Source organism: Altererythrobacter sp. BO-6 (assembly GCF_011047315.1).
Taxonomy (GTDB): Bacteria; Pseudomonadota; Alphaproteobacteria; order Sphingomonadales; family Sphingomonadaceae; genus Erythrobacter.
Genome location: NZ_CP049259.1, coordinates 1,089,416 through 1,108,874, shown reverse-complemented (window position 1 = coordinate 1,108,874; position 19,459 = coordinate 1,089,416). Strand labels below are relative to the sequence as shown.

Genomic DNA, 19,459 nt, shown 5'->3' with positions numbered 1-19,459 from the left:
CGGAGGTGTGCCACTGGATTGCGCCTTGCGAAAGAGGGTTCGTCCCGCTATCCGCGCGGGCCTGTCTCAAGCCTCAAGTAGCGCACGGCGCGGTAGGCCAATAATTGGGGCATGCGGAGCAGTGGCCGAGTGGTCGAAGGCGCACGCCTGGAAAGTGTGTATACGGCAAAACCGTATCGAGGGTTCGAATCCCTCCTGCTCCGCCACCTAGTCTGCGACTTTCCCTACACGTGAGAATTGACCCCTCAGAACCCCGCAGTTCTGCGGGATTGCGGCTGTGAACCCGTACCACAGAGAGCGGTATTCTGAGAGAAAGGCCGGCCGAAAGCCGGGTTTTCTCCGCGGCCCTTTGGCGTGGTACCGTCTTAGGGTCTTTCCGTGTTACCGGCCGAAAAACACGGAAAAACGCAAAAAGAACACGGAACGGTATGCGCTCGACATCAAATTGCCGTTAGAAATCAGTTGAGTGATCTGGAAAGATATCGGGCTGGAACACGCAATGGCCCGATCCGCTTGAGCAGATCGGGCCATTGGCCGAGAGCCGATCGCTATCGGACTAGTGGTATTTCAGGAACATCTTGAACTGATGCTTGTCCGAGGCAGCAAGAAACTGGGTTGTTGAATCCACCTGATCATCGAACTTGCTGTGCGGGAAGCTGAACAGCTCGGCCTCATAGGCTGCGAGCCATGGCGCTTCGATGGGGAGCCATACTTTGCCCTGCTCGAATTTAAGCGACTGCTGTTCGGTTCGTTCGACCTTGCCTGTGGAGGGCGAGAGGTAATCCAACCACCGCTGCTGGTCCTTGAGGCGGATTTCCTCGATCAGGCTGATCCCGCTCGCCTTCTTCTCGACGATGACCATCTTGGCCTTGTATTGGGCTTTGAGCTCGTAGACCTTCTTGTAGAGCGCCGACAGGATCGGCCTGCCTCGCCAGACGTCGAGCAGGTAGAACCCATCAGGACAAATCGCCCAAGTCGTACACACGCTCCATGATTGGTCTTCATCGCCCTGATAGGCGGTGTCCCAGCTCTGGACGATCGCGATTGTCTGGGACGGCTTGGGCGGGATCTCGTAGCGCTGCACCCATTCCTCCTTGATGACCGCGCCACCGGGCGGCAGCGGGTTCTGGTTGAACTGGGCCTCGAAATCGAACTCCCCCATCTCCTTCTTAAGCTGCTCGAGATCCTTTAAGTCATGGCGCTCGGGCTGAAGGACGCGGCCAGCCTTGAAGCGGACCTTGAGGCCACCCTCGACGATGTCGAAATCCTGGGTTGTCGGCTGGATCGCCGGCAGGATCAGCTCGATCCAGCCTCCGGTCTCGATGATGTGGCCGGGCAGGTCCTCCTGGTGGAGCCTTTGCGCGACGACGATCAACCTGCCCTCCTTGGGGTGATTGAAGCGCGTGTGGATGGTCGATTTGAACCACTCGATGCATTTGGCACGAGCGGTGGGTGAGTGTCCCTCGCTGGCCTTGATTGGATCATCGATGATGATCACGTCTGCGCCGCGTCCAGTGAGCGTTGCCCCTGTAGAGGTGGCAAAGCGGTAGCCACCCACCGTGGTCCCGATCTCGGTCTTGTTCTGCTGTTTGGGATCGAGATGGGTGTTTGGAAACACCCGCCTGTACCATGGTGACTTCATCAACTTGAGCGTATCGGCGCTGAACTTCTCGGCCAGATCGGTTCCATATGAAGCGCAGATGATCCGCATCTTGGGATCCTGGCCGAGCAGCCAGGCAGGATAGGCAATCGAGATCAGATAGGTTTTTAGATAGCGCGGCGGGATGCAGACGAGCGCCCGCCTGACATCGCCTCTGAAGATTTTCATCAGCAGGAAGCAGATGATCGCGATATGCGGTGCCATATAGAGCTTGCCCGGCTCGAGGATCGGGAAAGCGCGAATGGCAAAGGCAAAGAAGTCCTTGCGGCAAAGGTCATCGACGATCCGGCGCAGTTCGAAGGGATCAGCCATTGTTTTCCTCCTCGTCTGATTGTTTGAAGACTTTGAATGTCTCTCGCAGTTTGAACCATTGATCGAAGGTGTCGAAGTCGGCAGCGGATTCCGCCTTGGTTGGAGGGATAGTCTCACCGGGGTCGAACTTCTCATCGAGGCTCATCTGCATGGCGATAGCCTTGAGGTCGCCGGATGCGGCCTTCTGGGCGAGCTGATGATAGGTCAGTTCCTGTTTGGTCATCTTCTGGGTCTCACCGTCGAAATTGACGGTGATCTTTTTCTGGACTGCCTCCTTCCACAATGTCTTCTGGTTCTTCGAACCCTTGGGCCGTCCCTTGGGATTGGGGGATGGGTCGCCCTTCTTCCACCAGGTGTCAGGGTCAGTCTTGCCCTTGCCCCATTTGGAGGGCTTCTTGTTGGGGTCCTTAGCCATGGCTCGCCTCCCTTTCCGACAGACGAACCCTTGCGAGCTCGTCGAAGGTCAGCCCGGTCTCGATGTGAATGGCTGGTATACCCGTCTCGCGCTCCCAGCGGCGGATGGCCCGGTCGACATATTTGGGATCGAGTTCGATGCCGCGACAGATACGCCCAGTGCTCTCGGCAGCGAGAATGGTGCTGCCTGATCCGATAAAGGGATCCAGCACGATATCGCCGCGATTGGTGACATCAAGCAGGGCATCCTCGACCAGCGGTTCTGGCTTGGGCGTGGGATGGTCAGCCAATGCCTTGGCCGAGGAGGATCCGGGACGATTGGCGCCAGGATAACGCCAGATGTTGCAGCGATCGCGCCCATGTCGGCCAAGTTGAATGTTGTTGGTGGCAGGGGTATTGCCATTGCAGAAGACCGCAACGAACTCATGCGCGTTGCGGTAGAGGCCACCCATGCCTCCCGATCCCTTGTCCCATACGGCAATGTTCTTGCGGGTGAGGCCAACATCCATCGCGGCGAGCAGCAGAATGTCGATCTGCCTCCAATCCATGCAGGCAAAGATGATGGCGCCAGCTGAGCTGAAGGCCTTGCAGTGCCCGAGATAGGCCGTGAAGAACTCCTGGAGTTCCCCGCGATCCATATCACCCGCTCCTTCAAGAAAATTCAGGTGCTTGTGCTTGCCTAGGCCGCTTACAAAGCCTTCTATCTCGCAGCCATAGGGCGGGTCGCTGAAGATGCATTGGGCAAGCTCGCCTGCAAGCAGGCGCACATACGAGTCCATCTCAAGCGCATCGGCGCAGTGGAGCCGATGCACGCCGAGCTGATACAGGTCGCCGAGGCGAGAGATGACGGACATGTCGTCTTCATCTTCCTCAAACTCATCTTCATCACCATCGCCCTCAGCCGGTTCGGACAGGATTGTGATCTGGTCGATCTCGGGCAGCGTGAAGCCAGTGTTTGTGAGATCGATCCCTGCTGACTCGAGCCTGATCATCTGTTCGCGCAGCAGGTCCGTGTCCCAGGTGCCTGTCTCGCCGACGCGATTGAGGGCGAGTGCGAGCGCTTCGATCTCGACCTCGTCGAGATGTTCGACCGACAGGCAAGGCACTGTCTCGAAACCGAGCTGTTCCGCCGCTTCGCAGATGACATGGCCCGATATGACCATGTCGTTGCGATCGATCAGGACCGGCATGACCAGCCCGAACTGCCTTATTGAGGTGATCACCTTCTCAAGCTGTTCGGGGGTGGTGACGCGCGCGCGGTTGGGCGATGGCTGAAGGTCGGCCAGAGGCTTTTCGATGACGACAAGCCTGGGTTGGATGTCATTGCGCGCGGGGCGGGACGCAGCACCAACGACCCTTGTCTTCGCCGCCTGTCCCTTTCGCCGGGCGCGAGACTTTTCCTGCAGCTGCTCTTTCACCCTGTCAGAGAACATCTTGCGCTTGGCAGCAGGCTTCTTGCTGCTGCCAGCAGTTGTTCCAGTCGTTGGTGACGTGTTGCTGGCCTTTGCGGCCGACGGGCTGGTGTTCTTGGGATGCTCCTGGTTTTTCATCGTTTCCTCCGTCCGTTAGTTCCGGCGGAGGAGGAGCTGAGTGCACAGTTGGTCCTGCCTCCACGCGGGAGTTTCAGGACCTGACCCCATGACTTAGGGGCCTACATCCATTTGCCAGTGAGCCGGAAGCTCAGTGACAAATACCGTGCCAGGTCTATGCCCTATTACGAGCCACAAATGCCTGCGGCTTGCAAGTGGTTTTTGCAGCCTCAGGTTCATCGCAACAGTTTATGGGCTTTCGAGCAGTATCGGAGGCGGTGAGCATAGGCAAAAGGTCTGCTTTGCGCCCCAATCCAAGACGTAGCGTTCCGATTTCTTAGTTCCCAAGAGCGGACGTTCTCCGTGGCCATTCCGGCCAAGGAGAATGAAGATGGCATACTCGCAATTTGCAACAAAACGAACGACCTTCCCCGCAAAGTACCCGGATTGTAAGAGCTACGTGGTAAGCTACGGGAGCGCTTATTATCGATCGACTGCAGAAAGCCCATTATGGCGAGCTTATGCCGAGTTTTTCAAAGCTATTTTATCATGGATATTTATAATGCTTTCACGCAGCCATGTGTGCCCCAAGTCCTGATCCATTCTTTTATTCCACATCATAAAGACGGGTAATTCGATGTGGACCGGTGCGGGGACAATTTTTAGATCATGTGCGGCTGCATAGGCTTGCGCCATGGGCTTGGGCAAAGTGGCGACCATGTCTGTCATGCCTACGATCCTTGGCATCTGAGAAAGGCTGGACACAGTCATCGTCCGCTGTCTCGTAAGTTTCTTTCGCCAAAGTTTGCGGTCAATGAGCGGCGGACCATAAGCCCCAGCCAGTTCAAGAACCACATGTTTCATTTTCGCATATTTTTCGAGAGTAATGTGATCACTGATCTCCGGGTGCTCTTTTCGTACCAAGCATACTTCCTGCACAGTGCCAATTTGAACGGAGCGAACCATCTCGCTCTCAATCGGGATCAACCAAAGATAAATATCGATGTTCTCAAAATGCAACTCCCGCTCAATATTTAGCCCAAGCGCCGATGTTGTTTTAATGTGCACCGAGGAAGCTGCTTGCTCCAGCAGCTTGGCGATTTGGGGGACAAGGAGCAATTCTCCATAGTCACTCAGTGCGAGGTTGAAGCTACGCTTGCTTTTGGTGGCATCAAATTCGGTGCGGTGCTCGATCGCCGACGACACAATTGATAGCGCTCGTCGAATGGGATTCGCCAATTCCAATGCGCGTGGAGTCGGCTTCATTCCCTGACCAGTGCGCGCAAACAGGCGATCCCCTGCGATATGTCGGAAGCGGTCGAGGGCAATGCTCATCGCCGGTTGGCTCATGCCGATTTTCTGGGCCGCACGCGTAATGCTTCTTTCAGTCATAATCGCATCAAAGATCGTCAGAAGGTTGAGATCAACATTCCGTAAGTTCATCGCTTTGGCTCCACGGCAATCACATTATTTGTACGGCAAATAACGATGATATTAAATATGAAGTTCTCTTATGACAAGCTCCTCCATAAGGGCGCTCCATAGGCAATTTGCTTGCGTATGGGAGAGCCGCTCACGTCCACCTGAAACTACTAGGCTGAGGTGAAGGCGGAAGACGGGGCAAATTCAATTTTCAGGGGAGAGAACGATGTTCAAGAACAAGAAACTGTTACCGGGTGCCAGCATTATGGCTTTGGCGCTGTCATCCGCTTCTGGGGCAATGGCGCAAGATGTGCCAACTGACAGTGAGCGTGCAGCTGAACGCGCATCTGACGATAACGTTATTATCGTCACAGCAACGCGGCGAAGCGAAGGGCTACAGGATGTTCCGATCGCCCTATCTGTGGTCAGCGGCGAAGCAATTGCTGAACAAGGCATAGACGATCTTGAAGCTCTGTCTGATCTCATCCCCAATGTTCATATTGGGAAATCCGGAAGTTCAAATCAAATATTCATTCGTGGCATAGGCTCCGGCAACAATCAGGGTTTTGAACAATCCGTCGGCATGTTTGTGGACGGTGTTTATATGGGGCGTGCCCGCAATTCACGGGCTGCGTTTCTAGACATCGAGCGTGTAGAAGTCCTGAAGGGCCCGCAATCGACCTTGTTTGGGAAGAATACAATTGCTGGTGCGATTAACATCACTTCCGGGCAACCAACCAATCAACTCGAAGGCTACGTAGAAGCAAACTACGAGACCGAAGTGAATACCTTTGGCGTAACCGCCATGGCTTCCGGACCATTGTCAGACCGCTTTAGAGCGAGGATCGCTGCTAACTATCTCAACTCGGATGGCTGGATGCGTAATAGTGCGCCAAATGGTGAAGATGGTCCGGGGCAGGAAAATATTGCCGTCCGCGGTATTTTTGAATGGGACGCGGCAGATGCGCTCACACTAAACTTTAAGGCGGAGCATGGTGAATTCGACATTGTTGGACGCGAACAGAAGCTGACGATTTCCACGCCCACCTCAGACTTTCTATTCGGACTGGGCAGCGATCCTAATTTTGCCAGCACCACCGGATTCAACCGCAACAAGTCTGATGCCGGTTTCCCTGGACGACCGCTGCTTGACAATACCAAGTCAAACATTTTTCAAATGACTGCGGATCTGGAAGTTGGGGACCACACGCTGCGCTCAATTTCCGCATTTACAAAATATGAATATCAAAACTGCACTGATGCGGATTATGCGCCGGTAAACTTTATTGATCGTTGCCGTAATGAAGAGCATAAGCAATTCACGCAAGAAATTCTGCTGACCTCTCCATCGGGGCAAACAGTTGAATATTTGGCTGGCGTATATTATCAAGATGCCGATCTCAGAAGTGATGCCAGTACGACGGTGGCGCTAAGTTCACTGCCACCCATTGAAAATGCCATTTTGGGCCTTTTGGGTGGCGGTGCCGCTGGCAGTTTGGATACGGAATTTCTCAACTTCTTTCGGCAAAAGTCTGAAACATGGTCAGCGTTTGCGGAGCTGACTTTCAACCTAACCGATAGTTTTCGCGTTACCGGCGGCCTGCGCTATTCGGATGACAGCAAAAATGCAGTGAAACAACAGATCACCGCTGTACCTGGTGGCACCACCTCCGATCCGTTTCTGGCATTCATAATGAGCTCCGCAGTGCTCGGTTTCGCCAACCAGTATTCTTATGATTTGGACCGGAGCGAAAATCACTGGACGGGTAATTTGAACCTCCAATATGATTTCAATGACGACATCATGGGCTACTTCAATTTCGGAACAGGCTATAAGGCCGGTGGCTTTGATGCGGACAATGGCCTGGATCGTTCGCGTCAGTTTGAAGATGAAACGGTAAAGTCTTTTGAAGCTGGCCTGAAAATGGAGCTCCTTGACCGGCGTGCCCGCATAAATCTCGCAGCATTCATCAATAGCTATGATGACGTGCAAGTGAGCTCTTTCGAGACAGTCGGCTTTATCGTCGGCAACGCCGCTAAAACCAAGGTTCAGGGTATCGAAGGCGACTTTGTCTTTGCGGCCACTGATGAGCTGTCTTTCCACGGCGCATTCTCGATACTTGATGCCAAGTATGACAAGTTTACCAATGCCGCATGCAGAATATCCCAAATCCAGGATGGCAGTTGCGCCGCCAATGGAGGATTTCAGGATCTTTCGGGTCAGCCATTGCAATTTGCTCCCGATACTTCGGGTAATATCGGGTTCTCTTACGATAGAAATATAACCGACGGCCTGGTAGTTTCGCTTGGAACGGATGTCCTTTGGACCGACGACATAGTTGTTGCGCCAGACGGCGATCCCAATGTCATTCAAAGCGCTTATGCTAAGGTCAATGCGCGCATCGGGATCGAGGCGGACGATGGAAGTTGGTCACTTGCGGTTGTCGGGAAAAACCTGACCAACAAGACGACCTTTAATTGGGGCAATGATGCATCGCTTTCAGGGACAGGGTTTGGATTTGAAAACGCCTATTTCCATCATATCCAGCCGCCTCGCACATTTGAACTGAGGGCACGATTGGCTTTCTAAGGGCGCCAAGGAAAATTGCGGGCACTTTTTGATGGCCCGAAATGATCGGAGGTGTGACCGGTCTCCCTGACACCCGTTGCACCTCCGTTGTCCATTTGCCCCAGTCGATGAAAGCCATTGGATATATTGCAAAAATCAAAGGGCGGTTTGGCTCATTTCCTGACGGGTTCTTACGGGAATTTCAGATATGATCCTCAAAGCAAAGCCGCTGGTTGTATTGTGCCAACATGCTGAAACTGCATAGTGAGGCTTAGTCAAACAGGCGAAAGCACTGCCGACAGATTGCATGCGTTTCCCTTCAGAACTCCAAGTCATTGATGGCTGAACTCAATAGCGGGACTAGAACCATAACTACAAAAGCGAGGCACTGTCCGATGAAAACTTTGAATTTGACGCGCTACGGAACTAGGTGGCCGCAAAGGGTCTTGTTGACCGGCCTGGCCATGCTCGCCTTCGTACTTGTCGATGACCTGACGGTTTTGGCACAGTCGGAGGATCTCGATACCAATATGGCAAAAGATCCCCAGGAACTGATCGATTCAGTCACAATCCCAGCATTCCTGCCACCCGACGAATATGAACGGCAATCATCAGAGGCGGCTGATAAGCGCCTTTTCCCGATTGGCCTGCCTCCTCTGAGGCAACCGCGCAACATTCTCGATGACCCGAGATCGCAGATCAAGGCTCCCGAAATCGAGGGCTATGCTGACAAGCTGATTGAATTTGCTGAACAATCGCGGCTTGATGGAAATATTCTCTGGGGACGCATTGAAGGAACCAAATATGAGCAAGCTGCACATAGCTGGATATTTACAACCCTGAAGAGCTTTGGAATCGAAGATGTCCAGTATGACAAGTTTCCAACGTACGAATCAATCTGGTTTCCCTCGGCAAACAGTCTGGACGTTGTTCAGGCGCCCGGATTTGATGATGGGCAGACATTTGCAGTTGAAGGCGCAATTACCCCCTTTCCATCGAAAACCACGCCAGCAGGCGGCCTCCAGGCTGAGCTAATATATGTCGGCGATGGGACTCCAGCAGAACTTGCCGGGCGGGATCTGACTGGCAAGATTGTAATGGTTCGCGGGCGGGCTGAATCCAGCGCACTATTCAGTTCCGTGCGCATTGCTTATTCGCGTATCGCCACAGGTCAGTGGGGCAAGCCCGCTGGTTTTATCGTTTGGTGGCAAATTCCCGGCGTTAAACAAGTCGCGGGACGTGTAGGCGCTCCCGGAGGCGGTGACCAGCTTGGCGAGGTCATTCCATGGATAAGCGTCAATGACGAAAACGGGTATTATTTGCGGAAATTGATTGACCGCGCGACCCAATCCGATCCGGTCAAAGTTCGTATGGTAGTAGAAGGCCGAAACCATCTGCCATCAGAACTGCAAACAGGTAATGTGTATGGTATCCTGCCCGGCAAGTCGGGCAAATATATCATGATGTTTACCCATGTTGACGGCTATTTTTATGGACTGCACGACAATGGCGCGTCGGTGGCCGCCAATCTGGCGCTGGCGCGATATTATGCGTCAAAGCCGCTGGAACAGCGTGAACATGGGTTTATCTTTCTATTTCAAGGCGGGCATGAACGAACGGGGGTTGGCGGAACAAGGGATTTTGCGACCAAATATGCCGATCTAATGAGAAACGATCTGTTGCTTGTGTCGCGTATGGAGCACCTGGGGTTTACGCAGCAGCTGAAAGAGGGATTTCTAACCGGCCCGACCAATAGCGGCTCACCAATATTTTTGACGCTTTCCAATCGCAGCCCGCTGCTGCTGAACCTCTTCCAGGAGGCTGCGAGCGAATATGGCATCAGCATGGCCGATGTCTATTCAACAGATTTTGCGACCGATGAAATCGCATTCTATCCGCCCTTTAATGATTTTGGAGCGCCGGTTTTTGCAGGCTGGTTACAAACGGGCCCCTATTATCACACCACCGCTGATGTAGACATGGACGGGATAAGCTATGCAGAAATGGAGAAAGTGGCGCGCGGCATGGCATTTATCTTCGATCAGCTTGGTAATCATACAGTCGAGGATTTACGCGAGGGAGAGTCGCCATTGACCAACGACAGCGTCTATTCCAGCGAGGCATTCAAACTGTTTTTGGGCAATAATTAACGTCAACCAAGCTCGGAAAATCAACGTGACATGGCATCATAAAAGGCTGTCTCGCCGTACCCTGCTTCGATCAGCGGGTATGAGTGCGGGTGCGCTCCTCATCGATCCATTTGGCCAAGCCTTTGCCAAGCCACATCAAAGATCAGACCAACTGGTCGAATATGATGCCTTAGGCCTCGCAGAGCTCATAAAGATGAAGCAGATATCTAGGACTGAGCTCGTCGAAATTATAATCAGACGGATCGATGCGATGAATCCGTCCCTGAATTTCATGACTGGAAAGGCTTTTGATCGGGCCCGCGAGCGGGCTGGTTCGTCAGCATTTGCGGGCGACAGCCGGTTTGCCGGGGTCCCTATATTGATGAAGGATTTGATCAGCATCAAAGGCCTTCCCTTGACCCAGGGATCGAAGCTCTTTGCAGATTATTATCCCGATAAAAGTGTCCAATATGTCGATGCGCTGGAAGCCTCGGGATTGAACATCATTGGTCAAACAAATGTACCCGAAATGGCCAGCTTCATCATGACCAGCAATGCGCTGTTTGGAACAACCCACAATCCATGGGACATGGACTATTCAGTGTTTTCATCAAGCGGTGGGTCGGCTTGTGCCGTAGCAGCCGGTGTGGTGCCTATGGCTCATGGTACTGATGGCGCCGGATCGAACAGATTGCCCGCATCGGCCACCGGTACGTTCGGCATGAAAGCCAGCAGGTATCGGCAATTGTCAGGCGAAACCGATGGCTCGAACGACATCGCCAAGACCAACCAGATGATTAGCCGCACGGTACGCGACAGCGCCGCAGCACTGGATGCAACCGAAGACAAGTCTGGTGCTCATTACAAATCCATTGGGTTCATAACATCCCCATCGGTCCGCCGGCTAAAGATCGGCTTTGTGACCAGCCGGGACGATGATCTCCTGCCGGTGGAGCCGGAGGTTCGACATGCACAAATTCGGACCGCCCAGCTGCTTGAAGATATGGGCCACCATGTTGAGGAGATTGCGTGGCCAGTCGACGATCATGCAATGGCCGAAAATTATCTCAAATTCACCGCCAGCAAAACAGCGCCTCTAGTCGATCTGATCCGCCGAAAATTCGGAGATAAGGATTTACTCGAATTGGGATTATTGACGCCTTTGCTGGCATCAAGTTTGCAATCTTATTCCAAATATACAGCGGCCGATATCGCTCAGGGTATGGCTAATCTGAATGGCCTGGTTTCCGTATTTGACGCTGCCTTTGACAGGGTAGATGTTATGCTAACTTCCGTATCTCCTGTCGTTTGCCCTCGGCTGAATGAGCACAGCTACAATGATCTTTGGGATGAAGAGATCGAAAATTTCATATTGGCCCGATTGAAATTTACTTCACCAACCAATTTCGGCGGCGTGCCCGCGATGTCAGTGCCATTAGGCATGAGCGCATCGGGTTTGCCCATCGGCTCCCATCTTATAGCGGCCAGAGGAAATGATCAGATGCTATACGAACTGGCCTATGAGTTGGAGGAGGCAAGCCCTTGGAAAAACGTTTGGGCCCCAAACTCGCTCCACTATTCCATGAAGTAGTATTTCTGGATTCTATTTGACAGGATATCGAGTCTCCGTGCGTTTGGCGCGCACGATCTGCTTCAAGCTCGAACGCGGGCTCAGCATGCCTCTGAAGCTGGTCGGATAAGTATATCTCCGACAGTCCTGTTGGCGCCCAAAAGCTGTCTCACACTCCTTCTGGCGCAAGGCGCACAACCATATCAGATAACCTAGGTCGCTTGCCAACGAGTCGGCCGCTGAAGTGTGGCTGGAAGGATAGGCTGCCGCTGCAGTTTCTCCGATCCGCGGAAACGAGACAGCTACACACCGAGACGGCTCGATGTTCCCATGCTATCACTTGCAATAGACGCTCTCCAAATAATCGCAGGACCGCCATAAAAGCGGCCAACCGCTATATGTTAGCTCTTTGACCAAGCCTGACAGTCCGATATCGGCCCAGTAGCAGCCAGTCTGCAACGCACCCCAATCTTAGTCATTGCGGTCGACTGGCCTATTGCCCGAAAGCGTCCATACAAGGCGCGATGATTATTTCGGCTAAAGATATGGCCCGGAAATCCGCTCACTTTTGCAATTGGATCGCTAACGAACCGCCTACTTCAAGCCTCAAGAATGAGAATGCGATCTGTCGGTAGTGATTGTTTGGCAGAAATTTCTCTCATTCTGATGGCAATCGCTTAATTCAGTGAGCCAAGATATCCCAGCTGACCAGCCCTGAAGGTAGCTTGCACACGGTTGGTCGAATCAAGCTTTTGGGCGGCCTTTTGAATGTGATATCGAACCCCTGCGTGGCTGCAGCCGAGGATCATGGCAATCTCGTCATCGGTCTTTCCAAAAGCTGCCCAGCGCAGGCACTCAATCTGACGATCAGAGAGCACGTTCTCGGTTGGCAGATAGGGGTTGCTCCGCATCGTGCGGACGTAGCCAGCAAGAAACTGGCGCGATAGTTCGGAGAACAGCTTACCAAACTGGGTGAACTCTTCAGCCAGATCCTCTTTACTCTCGTCGAGGCTTACGAAGACCGCTGCCGCGATCTGTCCAAATGGCAAGTGAAGCGGAACCACGATCGCGGCTTTGACGAGGCACCGTTTCTCGAAATCCTTAAGTTCGATCTTGTCGAGAAACGGATTCTGCCAACGCGATTGAAAACCATGGCGGTTCACCCAAAAGGGCTCGCTCTCAACTCTGCATGCGCGGATGACTTGAGAGCACAAAGCTTTCTCGTAATCGTTACGCAAGACCTCTTCCTGAGTGTCGCAACCAAATACGTTGGTGTTGATGTCCTGGCCTTCGGCATCAACCATTGGCTCCTGGGAAGAAATGTCATGCCACACCATAATGCGCATGCCTCGATCTCTTGCGATACGGTCCAGCACCAATGCTGCATCGAGAACATCGGCCTTATTGCGAATGGACACGGTTTCCACGAGCTGCAGCGGTTGCGCGCTTTCGTCCGGTCTGCGCAATTTCAATACATTACTAGCCATAGCAAATCCCCCGTTCCGGGAAGGCAAAAATGCTCGCGATTCCTGATAGGGCTGCAGAGAGATGCTGCGATCAGGCATGGCAATGCGGCGAGACAAACTCTCAAGATAAAGCTACCTCCGGCAGTCAGCTGACTGCCCAAATCGGATGCCAGCGTCCAATGTTAATTTGCAAATTTGCAAAGCCTTACTTTGCAAAGTAGTAAAGCCAAATGGCCCATCGACGCAGGCTCTTTGCTGGCGCGCAATTGCGCAAGATCCGTGAGGACAGAGACCTCAAGCAGTCGGAGTTGGCACAGCAACTTTCAATAAGCCCATCATATCTCAGCCAGCTGGAACATGATGATCGCCCACTGACACCGAAACTGGTTGAGAGGGTTGCTGATCTCTTTCCGGTCGATTGGCAGGATTTCTCTAGCGACCACACCGAACAACTTACCGTCCTGCTGAGAGAGGCAATTGGCGACCCGGCGTTCAGCGAGCCAATTTCCACCGACGCAATTGCCAGGCTTGCAGAGCAACAGCCGGCATTTGCACGGCGCTTTGTCGAGCTTCACGAAGCTTTCAGGCGGATCGGCCAGAGGCTTGAGATCGTGGACGAGGCGATCTCAGTCGATACACCTTCCGGCTCTCGCCTCCCCTGGGAAGAGGTCAGAGACTGGTTCCACCTGTCGAACAATTACGTCGATCAGTTGGATCGGTCGGCTGAGGCACTTTCCGATTCAATCCGAGGGTCAGATGGGTTGCTGACAAGCGAAAAGATGCGACGACACCTCATGGAGCGCCACGGCGTTGAAGTCCTGATCGAACCAGCAGACGCTATTCGCAATTTCGACGCGGAGCAGAAGAAGCTGCACATCGATTCAGGGCAGCCCGCCTCCGGTATCCGGTTCCAGATTGCACACCATGTCGCGGCAATGACACTCGGCGATATTATACGAGATGTCGCCAGCGCAGCCGAGCTGAGGAGTGAGGCGGCACGTGAATTGCTAACAATTGGCTTGGCGAACTATGCGGCAGGAGCGGTGCTGATGCCGTATGAGCATTTCCGCAGGTCAGCGCGCGAGTTCCGACACGACATCGATCGATTGACGCTGCTTTATCGCACGAGTTTCGAGCAGACCTGCCATCGGCTATCTACCCTGCAGCGAGATGGAGCGCGCGGACTGCCGATATTCTTCTGCCGGGTCGATATGGCAGGCAACATCACCAAACGTCACAGCGCGACGCGTTTTCAGTTTGCTCGTTTCGGCGGTGCCTGTCCTTTGTGGATCGTGCATGAGGCCGCTGCCATTCCTGACAGGGTACTCGTCCAATTGGCAGAGACGCCGGACGGGGTGCGCTATGTTTCAATGGCTAAAGGGCTGGTCAAGGCGTCTGGCCGTTTTGACCGAAATCCGCGGCGTTATGCGGTGGCACTAGGCTGCGAAGTGCGGCACGCCAGCGAATTCATATATGCCGACACTATTGACGTTACATCTGACGTGGGCGTCACGCCGATTGGAGTATCCTGCAGAATATGTCCAAGAGCTGATTGCGATCAGAGGGCTTACCCGCCAAGCGACCAGAACATCGCAGTCAATCTCTTCCGACGCGGCGTGGTACCGTATGAGCTGCACCGCCGATAGAACGCCCAGTGAGTAGCCTTCGATAACTTAAAGGCAAATCCAGCTTCCAAGCTGTTAGCTTGTCAAGTCTTGGGTTGCTAGAGGACAGCCAGCTTTCTCCGCCTGATCCACCAAGCCGGACAGACAGCAACCGGGCCAGTTTCGGCCAAAGAAGGGCCCCGCACGCCCAAGAGGCGGCGGGGCATCAGGAGAGGGATCGGAATGTCCGAGCCCTTCGGGTCGCGATATCTTCCTAGGTTGTGATTGTGACGAAGCTGAGAAGGGGTGTCGTTAAAATCGCGTGACCGCAATTACACCGTAACTGCGATACCGGTGCTACGTCGGCGCCAGCATCCTGCGCGCCTGCTCATTCCATGAGGGCGTAATCGCGCCGGTTGCCAGCAGCGCCTTGCCATCAAGCGAAGTGGGTGCCTTGCCTGCCAGGATCGCTTCGACCACTTGCGGCGAGAGGAAGGCGAGCCGAGCGACGCGGGTGATCCAGGAGACGCTGACGCCTCCCTGGTTGGCAAGCCGGGTGGCGTCGACCTCGCCACGCGAGAGAATGCCCCACCATTGATGCGCCTGAGCCAGTAGCCTCAGGAGCGTGGGATCTGCAGCGCGCGATCCAGCAGCGATGCCGCTGTCGTCGACCAGCCTGAGTGAATGCCCTGAGCGGGTCAACCGTATGTTGGCCATGTGCCGGATCGTCGCTGGCGCATCGGGACAAAGGTTCAGATCGAGCATTTCAGCCAGCGCATGGGCCGAGATAAGCAGCTCGATCCGATCGGGATGGATCATCACGTGATCGACGAGGGACTTGATCGAAGAGCGACGGAGGTGACCAAGCTCGGTACGCAATTGATCGAGCCTGCTGGTTACCCTCGCATATTGGGCGGGCGCTATGGCCAGTTTCAGTTGCCGGGCGAGAGCGAGCGGGTCAGCGAGTGCCTTCGCCAGTTCGCTGGCGACGGCCTGCTCGATCTCCCTGGCCGGGATACGCATGCTGTCGTGCATCGAACTTGTGGCATCGTGGTGTGCCGACTTCGAGACATAATAGCGATAACGCCTGCGTGTAGCTGTTCCTCCGCCGGTGCAGGGCTTGCTGGTATGGACCGGGATCAGCGCTTCGCCGGCTTGATCGAACAGCTTTCCGGCGAGCATGGCGCTGCTGGCTTCGCGCGCCGTGCGCGTGCCGCGGACATTCTCCGTCAGCTGCTGCTGAACTTCATCCCATTCCTCTCGCGGTATGATCGCGGGATGATTGCCGGGATAGGTCTTGCCCTTGTGCGCGATGTCGCCAGCGTAGATCGGGTTCCTGAGCAGATGGTAGAGCTTGCCGCGGGTAAAGGCGCAGCCACCGTAGCACTTGCCAGTGGCAGTCTGGCGCCTCGGTGTAGTGATCCTTTCGCGGGTGTTGTCAGACTAACGTGGTCTTCTGAGTCTCGCTCCGCTAGCGGCTGATTATGAGCCGCAAGTCGAGAGCTAAACCGCCCAGTCCATTCAAACGTTTCAACTCATCTCCCGAGGTCATCCGGCTGGTGGTAATGATGTACGTCCGCTTTCCGTTGAGCTTGCGGAACGTTGAGGATCTTCTGTCCGAACGCGGTATAGATATTTGCCACGAGACAGTCCGGTTCTGGTGGAACAGGTTTGGTCCAATGTTCGCGGCCGACATCAAGCGAAAACGGATCAGCCGAATGCGTGGGTTTCGCAATTGGCGCTGGCACGTCGATGAGGTCTTTGTGAAGATCAACGGAGAGACCCACTATCTGTGGCGCGCGGTAGATCACGAAGGCGAAGTGCTCGAGAGCTACGTTACGAAGAAAAGGGACAAGTCAGCCGCTCTGCGCTTCTTCAAGAAGACCCTGAAGCGACACGGGAAGGCCGAAGCGATCGTCACGGATGGTCTCCAATCTTACCCAGCAGCGATGCGCGAGCTCGGTAACCTGGAACGAAGAGAAGTGGGCAGTTGGCTGAACAATCGTGCGGAGAACAGCCACCTTCCATTCCGACGAAGGGAACGAGCAATGCTCAGGTTCCGGCAGATGAAGGCGCTACAGAAGTTCGCTTCAGTTCACGCCAACGTCCACAATCACTTCAACCAAGACCGCCACCTGATCGACCGACAAACTTACAAAGAGAACCGCTCAGCCGCCCTGGCCGAGTGGCAAAGCCTCATGGCCTGATCGACCGTGTGGGTAGGGCACGCTCTGCCAAGTGGAGACGCGTTAGCGTTAGACTGACAGCACCTCGGTGAGAGTTTCACCCCACTTCCATGGGAAACGTTGGATTACGATGCCGACCGTTCTGGCTATGTCGTGAATATCGACAAGAACCTTTTGAAGGATGCCCCCCGTTTCGAACGTAATAGCCAACCTGCTTGGGATCGCGATTACGGTCAGCACGTATATTCATACTATGGCGTGATGTACTAACACAGAGATCAATAGGTTCGAGCCATAAGTCTCTTTACCAACATGAGAGGGCTCCGACGTCATAGTCGGGGCCCTTTCTGGTATGCGCTACAGGTGGCAAAATTCAAAAAGATCAGGCTTTGGGTTGTCGCAAGCTGGACCGCTTTTGTTGGATTACGTAGCAAAGCTGCTAGTCAGCTATAAGGCACATCAATGTGTTGATGATGCGTCAGCTTCTGGGTCGTTAGCGGAACGCCGGCTTCTCAGTTTGATATTAGCTGATGCCGACGAAGCGTCTGACCGCCGATCCGGCAACAGCTCGCTTCATACCATGTGAATTGAACGGCAATGTGACCGAGCCATGCCTGTCGATTGCGATGAGCCCGCCGTCACCGCGATATCGCGCAACCTCATTGAGCAAGGCCTCGCAGGCACCTGTCAGGCTGGCTCCGCCATAAGACATTCGTGTTGCAACATCTCGTGCTCCGCCTGCATAGATAAAAGCTTCCCCAATTCCGGTGCAGCTGATTGCGACCTCGCCATCAGCCCAGTTGCCGATGCCGGTAATCGGTGTGTCGCCAACACGGCCTGCGCGCTTGCCAAGCAAGCCGCCAGTCGACGTGGCAGCTGCAAGCCTACCCTCCCGGTCGAGCGCTACTGCGCCAACAGTCCCGTGAGCCAAGCCCTCGTCGAGCCGCAGCATTTCATCGGGCTCGACCCCTACGGGCAAGCGGTAATGCGCGTCTCGATCTGCGACTATCTCCAGACCTTGCTCGATGGCAAACGCGCGTGCGCCTTCGCCGGCCAGGAGTGTATATGGGGTGTGTTCCAGCACCGCCCGGGCAGCCTTGATCGGCTGTGCAATGTCCACCGCAGCGCACACTCCCCCGGCGCGGTGGCGCGCGCCGTCCATGATCGCGGCGTCACATTCGATGAAGCCCTGATCGTTGGGGGCAGAACCACGACCTGCGACGTAAAGCCCGCTGGCTTCCAGTGCCGCAACAGCGTGCTCTACGGTATCGAGCGCGCTTCCGCCGTCAGCCAGGATCGCCTCGCATTCACTCACCAGATCGCCAAGATGCGCCTCGACCTCCGAATAATCCCGCTCGGGTTTTACGCCCGCTCCGCCGTGCAGCGCGATCACATGATTATTCGGCATCAGTTTCCTGCTCTTTTTATGGTTACTTCGATTGGCTCGATATCGAAGCCTATCCCGCTTAGGGTGTAGCGCGCGGTACCGTTCGGTCCTCGGCCCCACCAGCCATGCGATACTTCGGTCTGTGTGAAACGATAGGTGACGCCGAACTCGCCGACGAAGGAATGCCGCACGACTTGCTGCGCAGCCGAATTGTCCAGCAAGCCTTCTCCGGCGACCTCGGCCAATGATTGTCCGGCCAGAGCCATCCCGCCGCCCGACGGTGTTGCTGCATCGAAATATTCCCGCCCCAAGGTTGGCCGCTTGAATGGCGCGGGGGCGATGCTCGCGTTGGCCAGATCGATTGTATCTCCTGACGCGCCGAGCCCTACCATCAGGCCATTGATCGCAGGCCGCCCTTCCGCATTGCGGTGTGCAAAGCGGGCATCCAGGATGGTCACATAGCCCGTTCCCACCACACGGGCGGTGTGGGCAGCGCGATCGACCAACAAGGCAGTATCCTCGTCGATACCCATGCCGATCTTCAGCGCTTGTCGCCTATCGGTAAGCGCGGCTGCCAGCCGCCCAAGCCGGGCGCGCTGCCCGAAATGCTGGTCGATCAGCACATCGCCCGCAAAACCCAGCCCACGACCAAATTCGAGCGACTCGCCCGGCACCTGGGGTGCGAGCGCAGCCAGCGTATCGCCCTGCGTAATCATCGGATCGCTCATGATCGCCGCCCCGGCCGAGGTGCCGCCGATCACTGCACCAGCCTCAAGGCGTGCGCGGATCGAGGCGAGCATCGGTGAGTCGTGGCCGTCTGACGCAATCAGAAGGGCGGAAATTCGCGACTGGTCGCCGCCGGTGAACCAGATTGCACCGGCCTGTTCGATCTTGGCGATTTCCACCGGATTGTGGGAGTTGTCTCGCCAACTCGCTTCGTCGACGCTCTCAGTCGACGGATCGTCAACCATGGCAAGCTCGACAAGCAGGATAGCGGCGGGGTCAACACCATGCGCAATTAAGGTCTCGCGAAATGCGTCCGCAGACTGTTGCGGTTCTCCCGATGCCGCCGGGATGATCACAAACTTCGGGGTGCCATCCGGGCGCGCGTCGAGAAAGGCAGTGAAAACCTCTGCATTGTCTGGCTGCAGGCCACCACCGACGATGACCAGCGTCCCGGAATCGGCGTGGGCAATTGATGCCATGCAGCC

Annotated in this window: 13 protein-coding genes and 1 tRNA gene; 6 read left to right on the top strand and 8 right to left on the bottom strand. The window is 55.0% G+C overall.

Translation table 11 applies throughout. From position 1 onward, the window contains the following. The first annotated feature begins 115 nt into the window (after positions 1 to 115). Positions 116 to 206 (top strand) — tRNA-Ser (locus G6N82_RS05340). A gap of 350 nt (positions 207 to 556) precedes the next feature. Here G6N82_RS05340 and terL read toward each other — a convergent pair. From terL to G6N82_RS05320, 4 genes are all read right to left on the bottom strand, one after another. Next, positions 557 to 1,972 (bottom strand): phage terminase large subunit, encoded by a 1,416-nt coding sequence (gene terL, locus G6N82_RS05335; RefSeq protein ID WP_165194477.1) that lies wholly within the window; start codon positions 1,970 to 1,972, stop codon positions 557 to 559. After that, positions 1,965 to 2,387: a DUF5681 domain-containing protein gene (locus G6N82_RS05330; RefSeq protein ID WP_165194475.1), complete on the bottom strand. Its 423-nt coding sequence runs from the start codon at positions 2,385 to 2,387 to the stop codon at positions 1,965 to 1,967. Before G6N82_RS05330 ends, terL begins: the two co-directional genes overlap by 8 nt. After that, complete coding sequence (locus G6N82_RS05325; protein WP_165194472.1) at positions 2,380 to 3,936, bottom strand: site-specific DNA-methyltransferase; 1,557 nt, start codon at positions 3,934 to 3,936, stop codon at positions 2,380 to 2,382. Before G6N82_RS05325 ends, G6N82_RS05330 begins: the two co-directional genes overlap by 8 nt. Before the next feature lie 498 nt (positions 3,937 to 4,434). Further along, positions 4,435 to 5,358, bottom strand: coding sequence for a LysR family transcriptional regulator (locus G6N82_RS05320; RefSeq protein ID WP_165194469.1), 924 nt, complete (start codon positions 5,356 to 5,358; stop codon positions 4,435 to 4,437). 205 nt (positions 5,359 to 5,563) lie between these two features. Between G6N82_RS05320 and G6N82_RS05315 the strand changes: the two genes are divergently transcribed. The 3 genes from G6N82_RS05315 (at position 5,564) to G6N82_RS05305 (ending at position 11,626) form a co-directional block, all read left to right on the top strand. Next, a complete protein-coding gene (locus G6N82_RS05315) occupies positions 5,564 to 7,927 on the top strand; it encodes a TonB-dependent receptor (RefSeq protein ID WP_165194466.1) in 2,364 nt (787 codons plus the stop codon). Between the two features lie 374 nt (positions 7,928 to 8,301). Beyond that, positions 8,302 to 10,056: a M28 family peptidase gene (locus tag G6N82_RS05310; protein WP_206520300.1), complete on the top strand. Its 1,755-nt coding sequence runs from the start codon at positions 8,302 to 8,304 to the stop codon at positions 10,054 to 10,056. Between the two features lie 79 nt (positions 10,057 to 10,135). Continuing rightward, positions 10,136 to 11,626, top strand: coding sequence for an amidase family protein (locus G6N82_RS05305; protein ID WP_165194460.1), 1,491 nt, complete (start codon positions 10,136 to 10,138; stop codon positions 11,624 to 11,626). A gap of 656 nt (positions 11,627 to 12,282) precedes the next feature. Here the strand turns inward: G6N82_RS05305 and G6N82_RS05300 are convergent. Beyond that, positions 12,283 to 13,092: a LuxR C-terminal-related transcriptional regulator gene (locus tag G6N82_RS05300; protein ID WP_165197975.1), complete on the bottom strand. Its 810-nt coding sequence runs from the start codon at positions 13,090 to 13,092 to the stop codon at positions 12,283 to 12,285. Between the two features lie 209 nt (positions 13,093 to 13,301). Between G6N82_RS05300 and G6N82_RS05295 the strand changes: the two genes are divergently transcribed. Then, positions 13,302 to 14,717: a helix-turn-helix transcriptional regulator gene (locus tag G6N82_RS05295; RefSeq protein WP_165194457.1), complete on the top strand. Its 1,416-nt coding sequence runs from the start codon at positions 13,302 to 13,304 to the stop codon at positions 14,715 to 14,717. Positions 14,718 to 15,032: 315 nt separating this feature from the next. On the opposite strand, the gene G6N82_RS05290 is transcribed toward G6N82_RS05295, so the two are convergent. Then, a complete protein-coding gene (locus G6N82_RS05290; RefSeq protein ID WP_241255204.1) occupies positions 15,033 to 15,857 on the bottom strand; it encodes a hypothetical protein in 825 nt (274 codons plus the stop codon). Between the two features lie 302 nt (positions 15,858 to 16,159). On the opposite strand from G6N82_RS05290, the gene G6N82_RS05285 reads away from it, so the two are divergent. Further along, positions 16,160 to 16,882, top strand: coding sequence for an IS6 family transposase (locus G6N82_RS05285; RefSeq protein WP_165194454.1), 723 nt, complete (start codon positions 16,160 to 16,162; stop codon positions 16,880 to 16,882). A 502-nt stretch (positions 16,883 to 17,384) separates the two neighbouring features. Here G6N82_RS05285 and G6N82_RS05280 read toward each other — a convergent pair. Further along, positions 17,385 to 18,269, bottom strand: a complete 885-nt coding sequence (locus G6N82_RS05280; RefSeq protein WP_165194452.1) for an isoaspartyl peptidase/L-asparaginase — start codon at positions 18,267 to 18,269, stop codon at positions 17,385 to 17,387. Next, positions 18,269 to 19,453: a cyanophycinase gene (locus tag G6N82_RS05275; protein ID WP_165194449.1), complete on the bottom strand. Its 1,185-nt coding sequence runs from the start codon at positions 19,451 to 19,453 to the stop codon at positions 18,269 to 18,271. The genes G6N82_RS05280 and G6N82_RS05275 overlap by 1 nt, the downstream gene beginning before the upstream one ends. Positions 19,454 to 19,459: the final 6 nt, after the last annotated feature.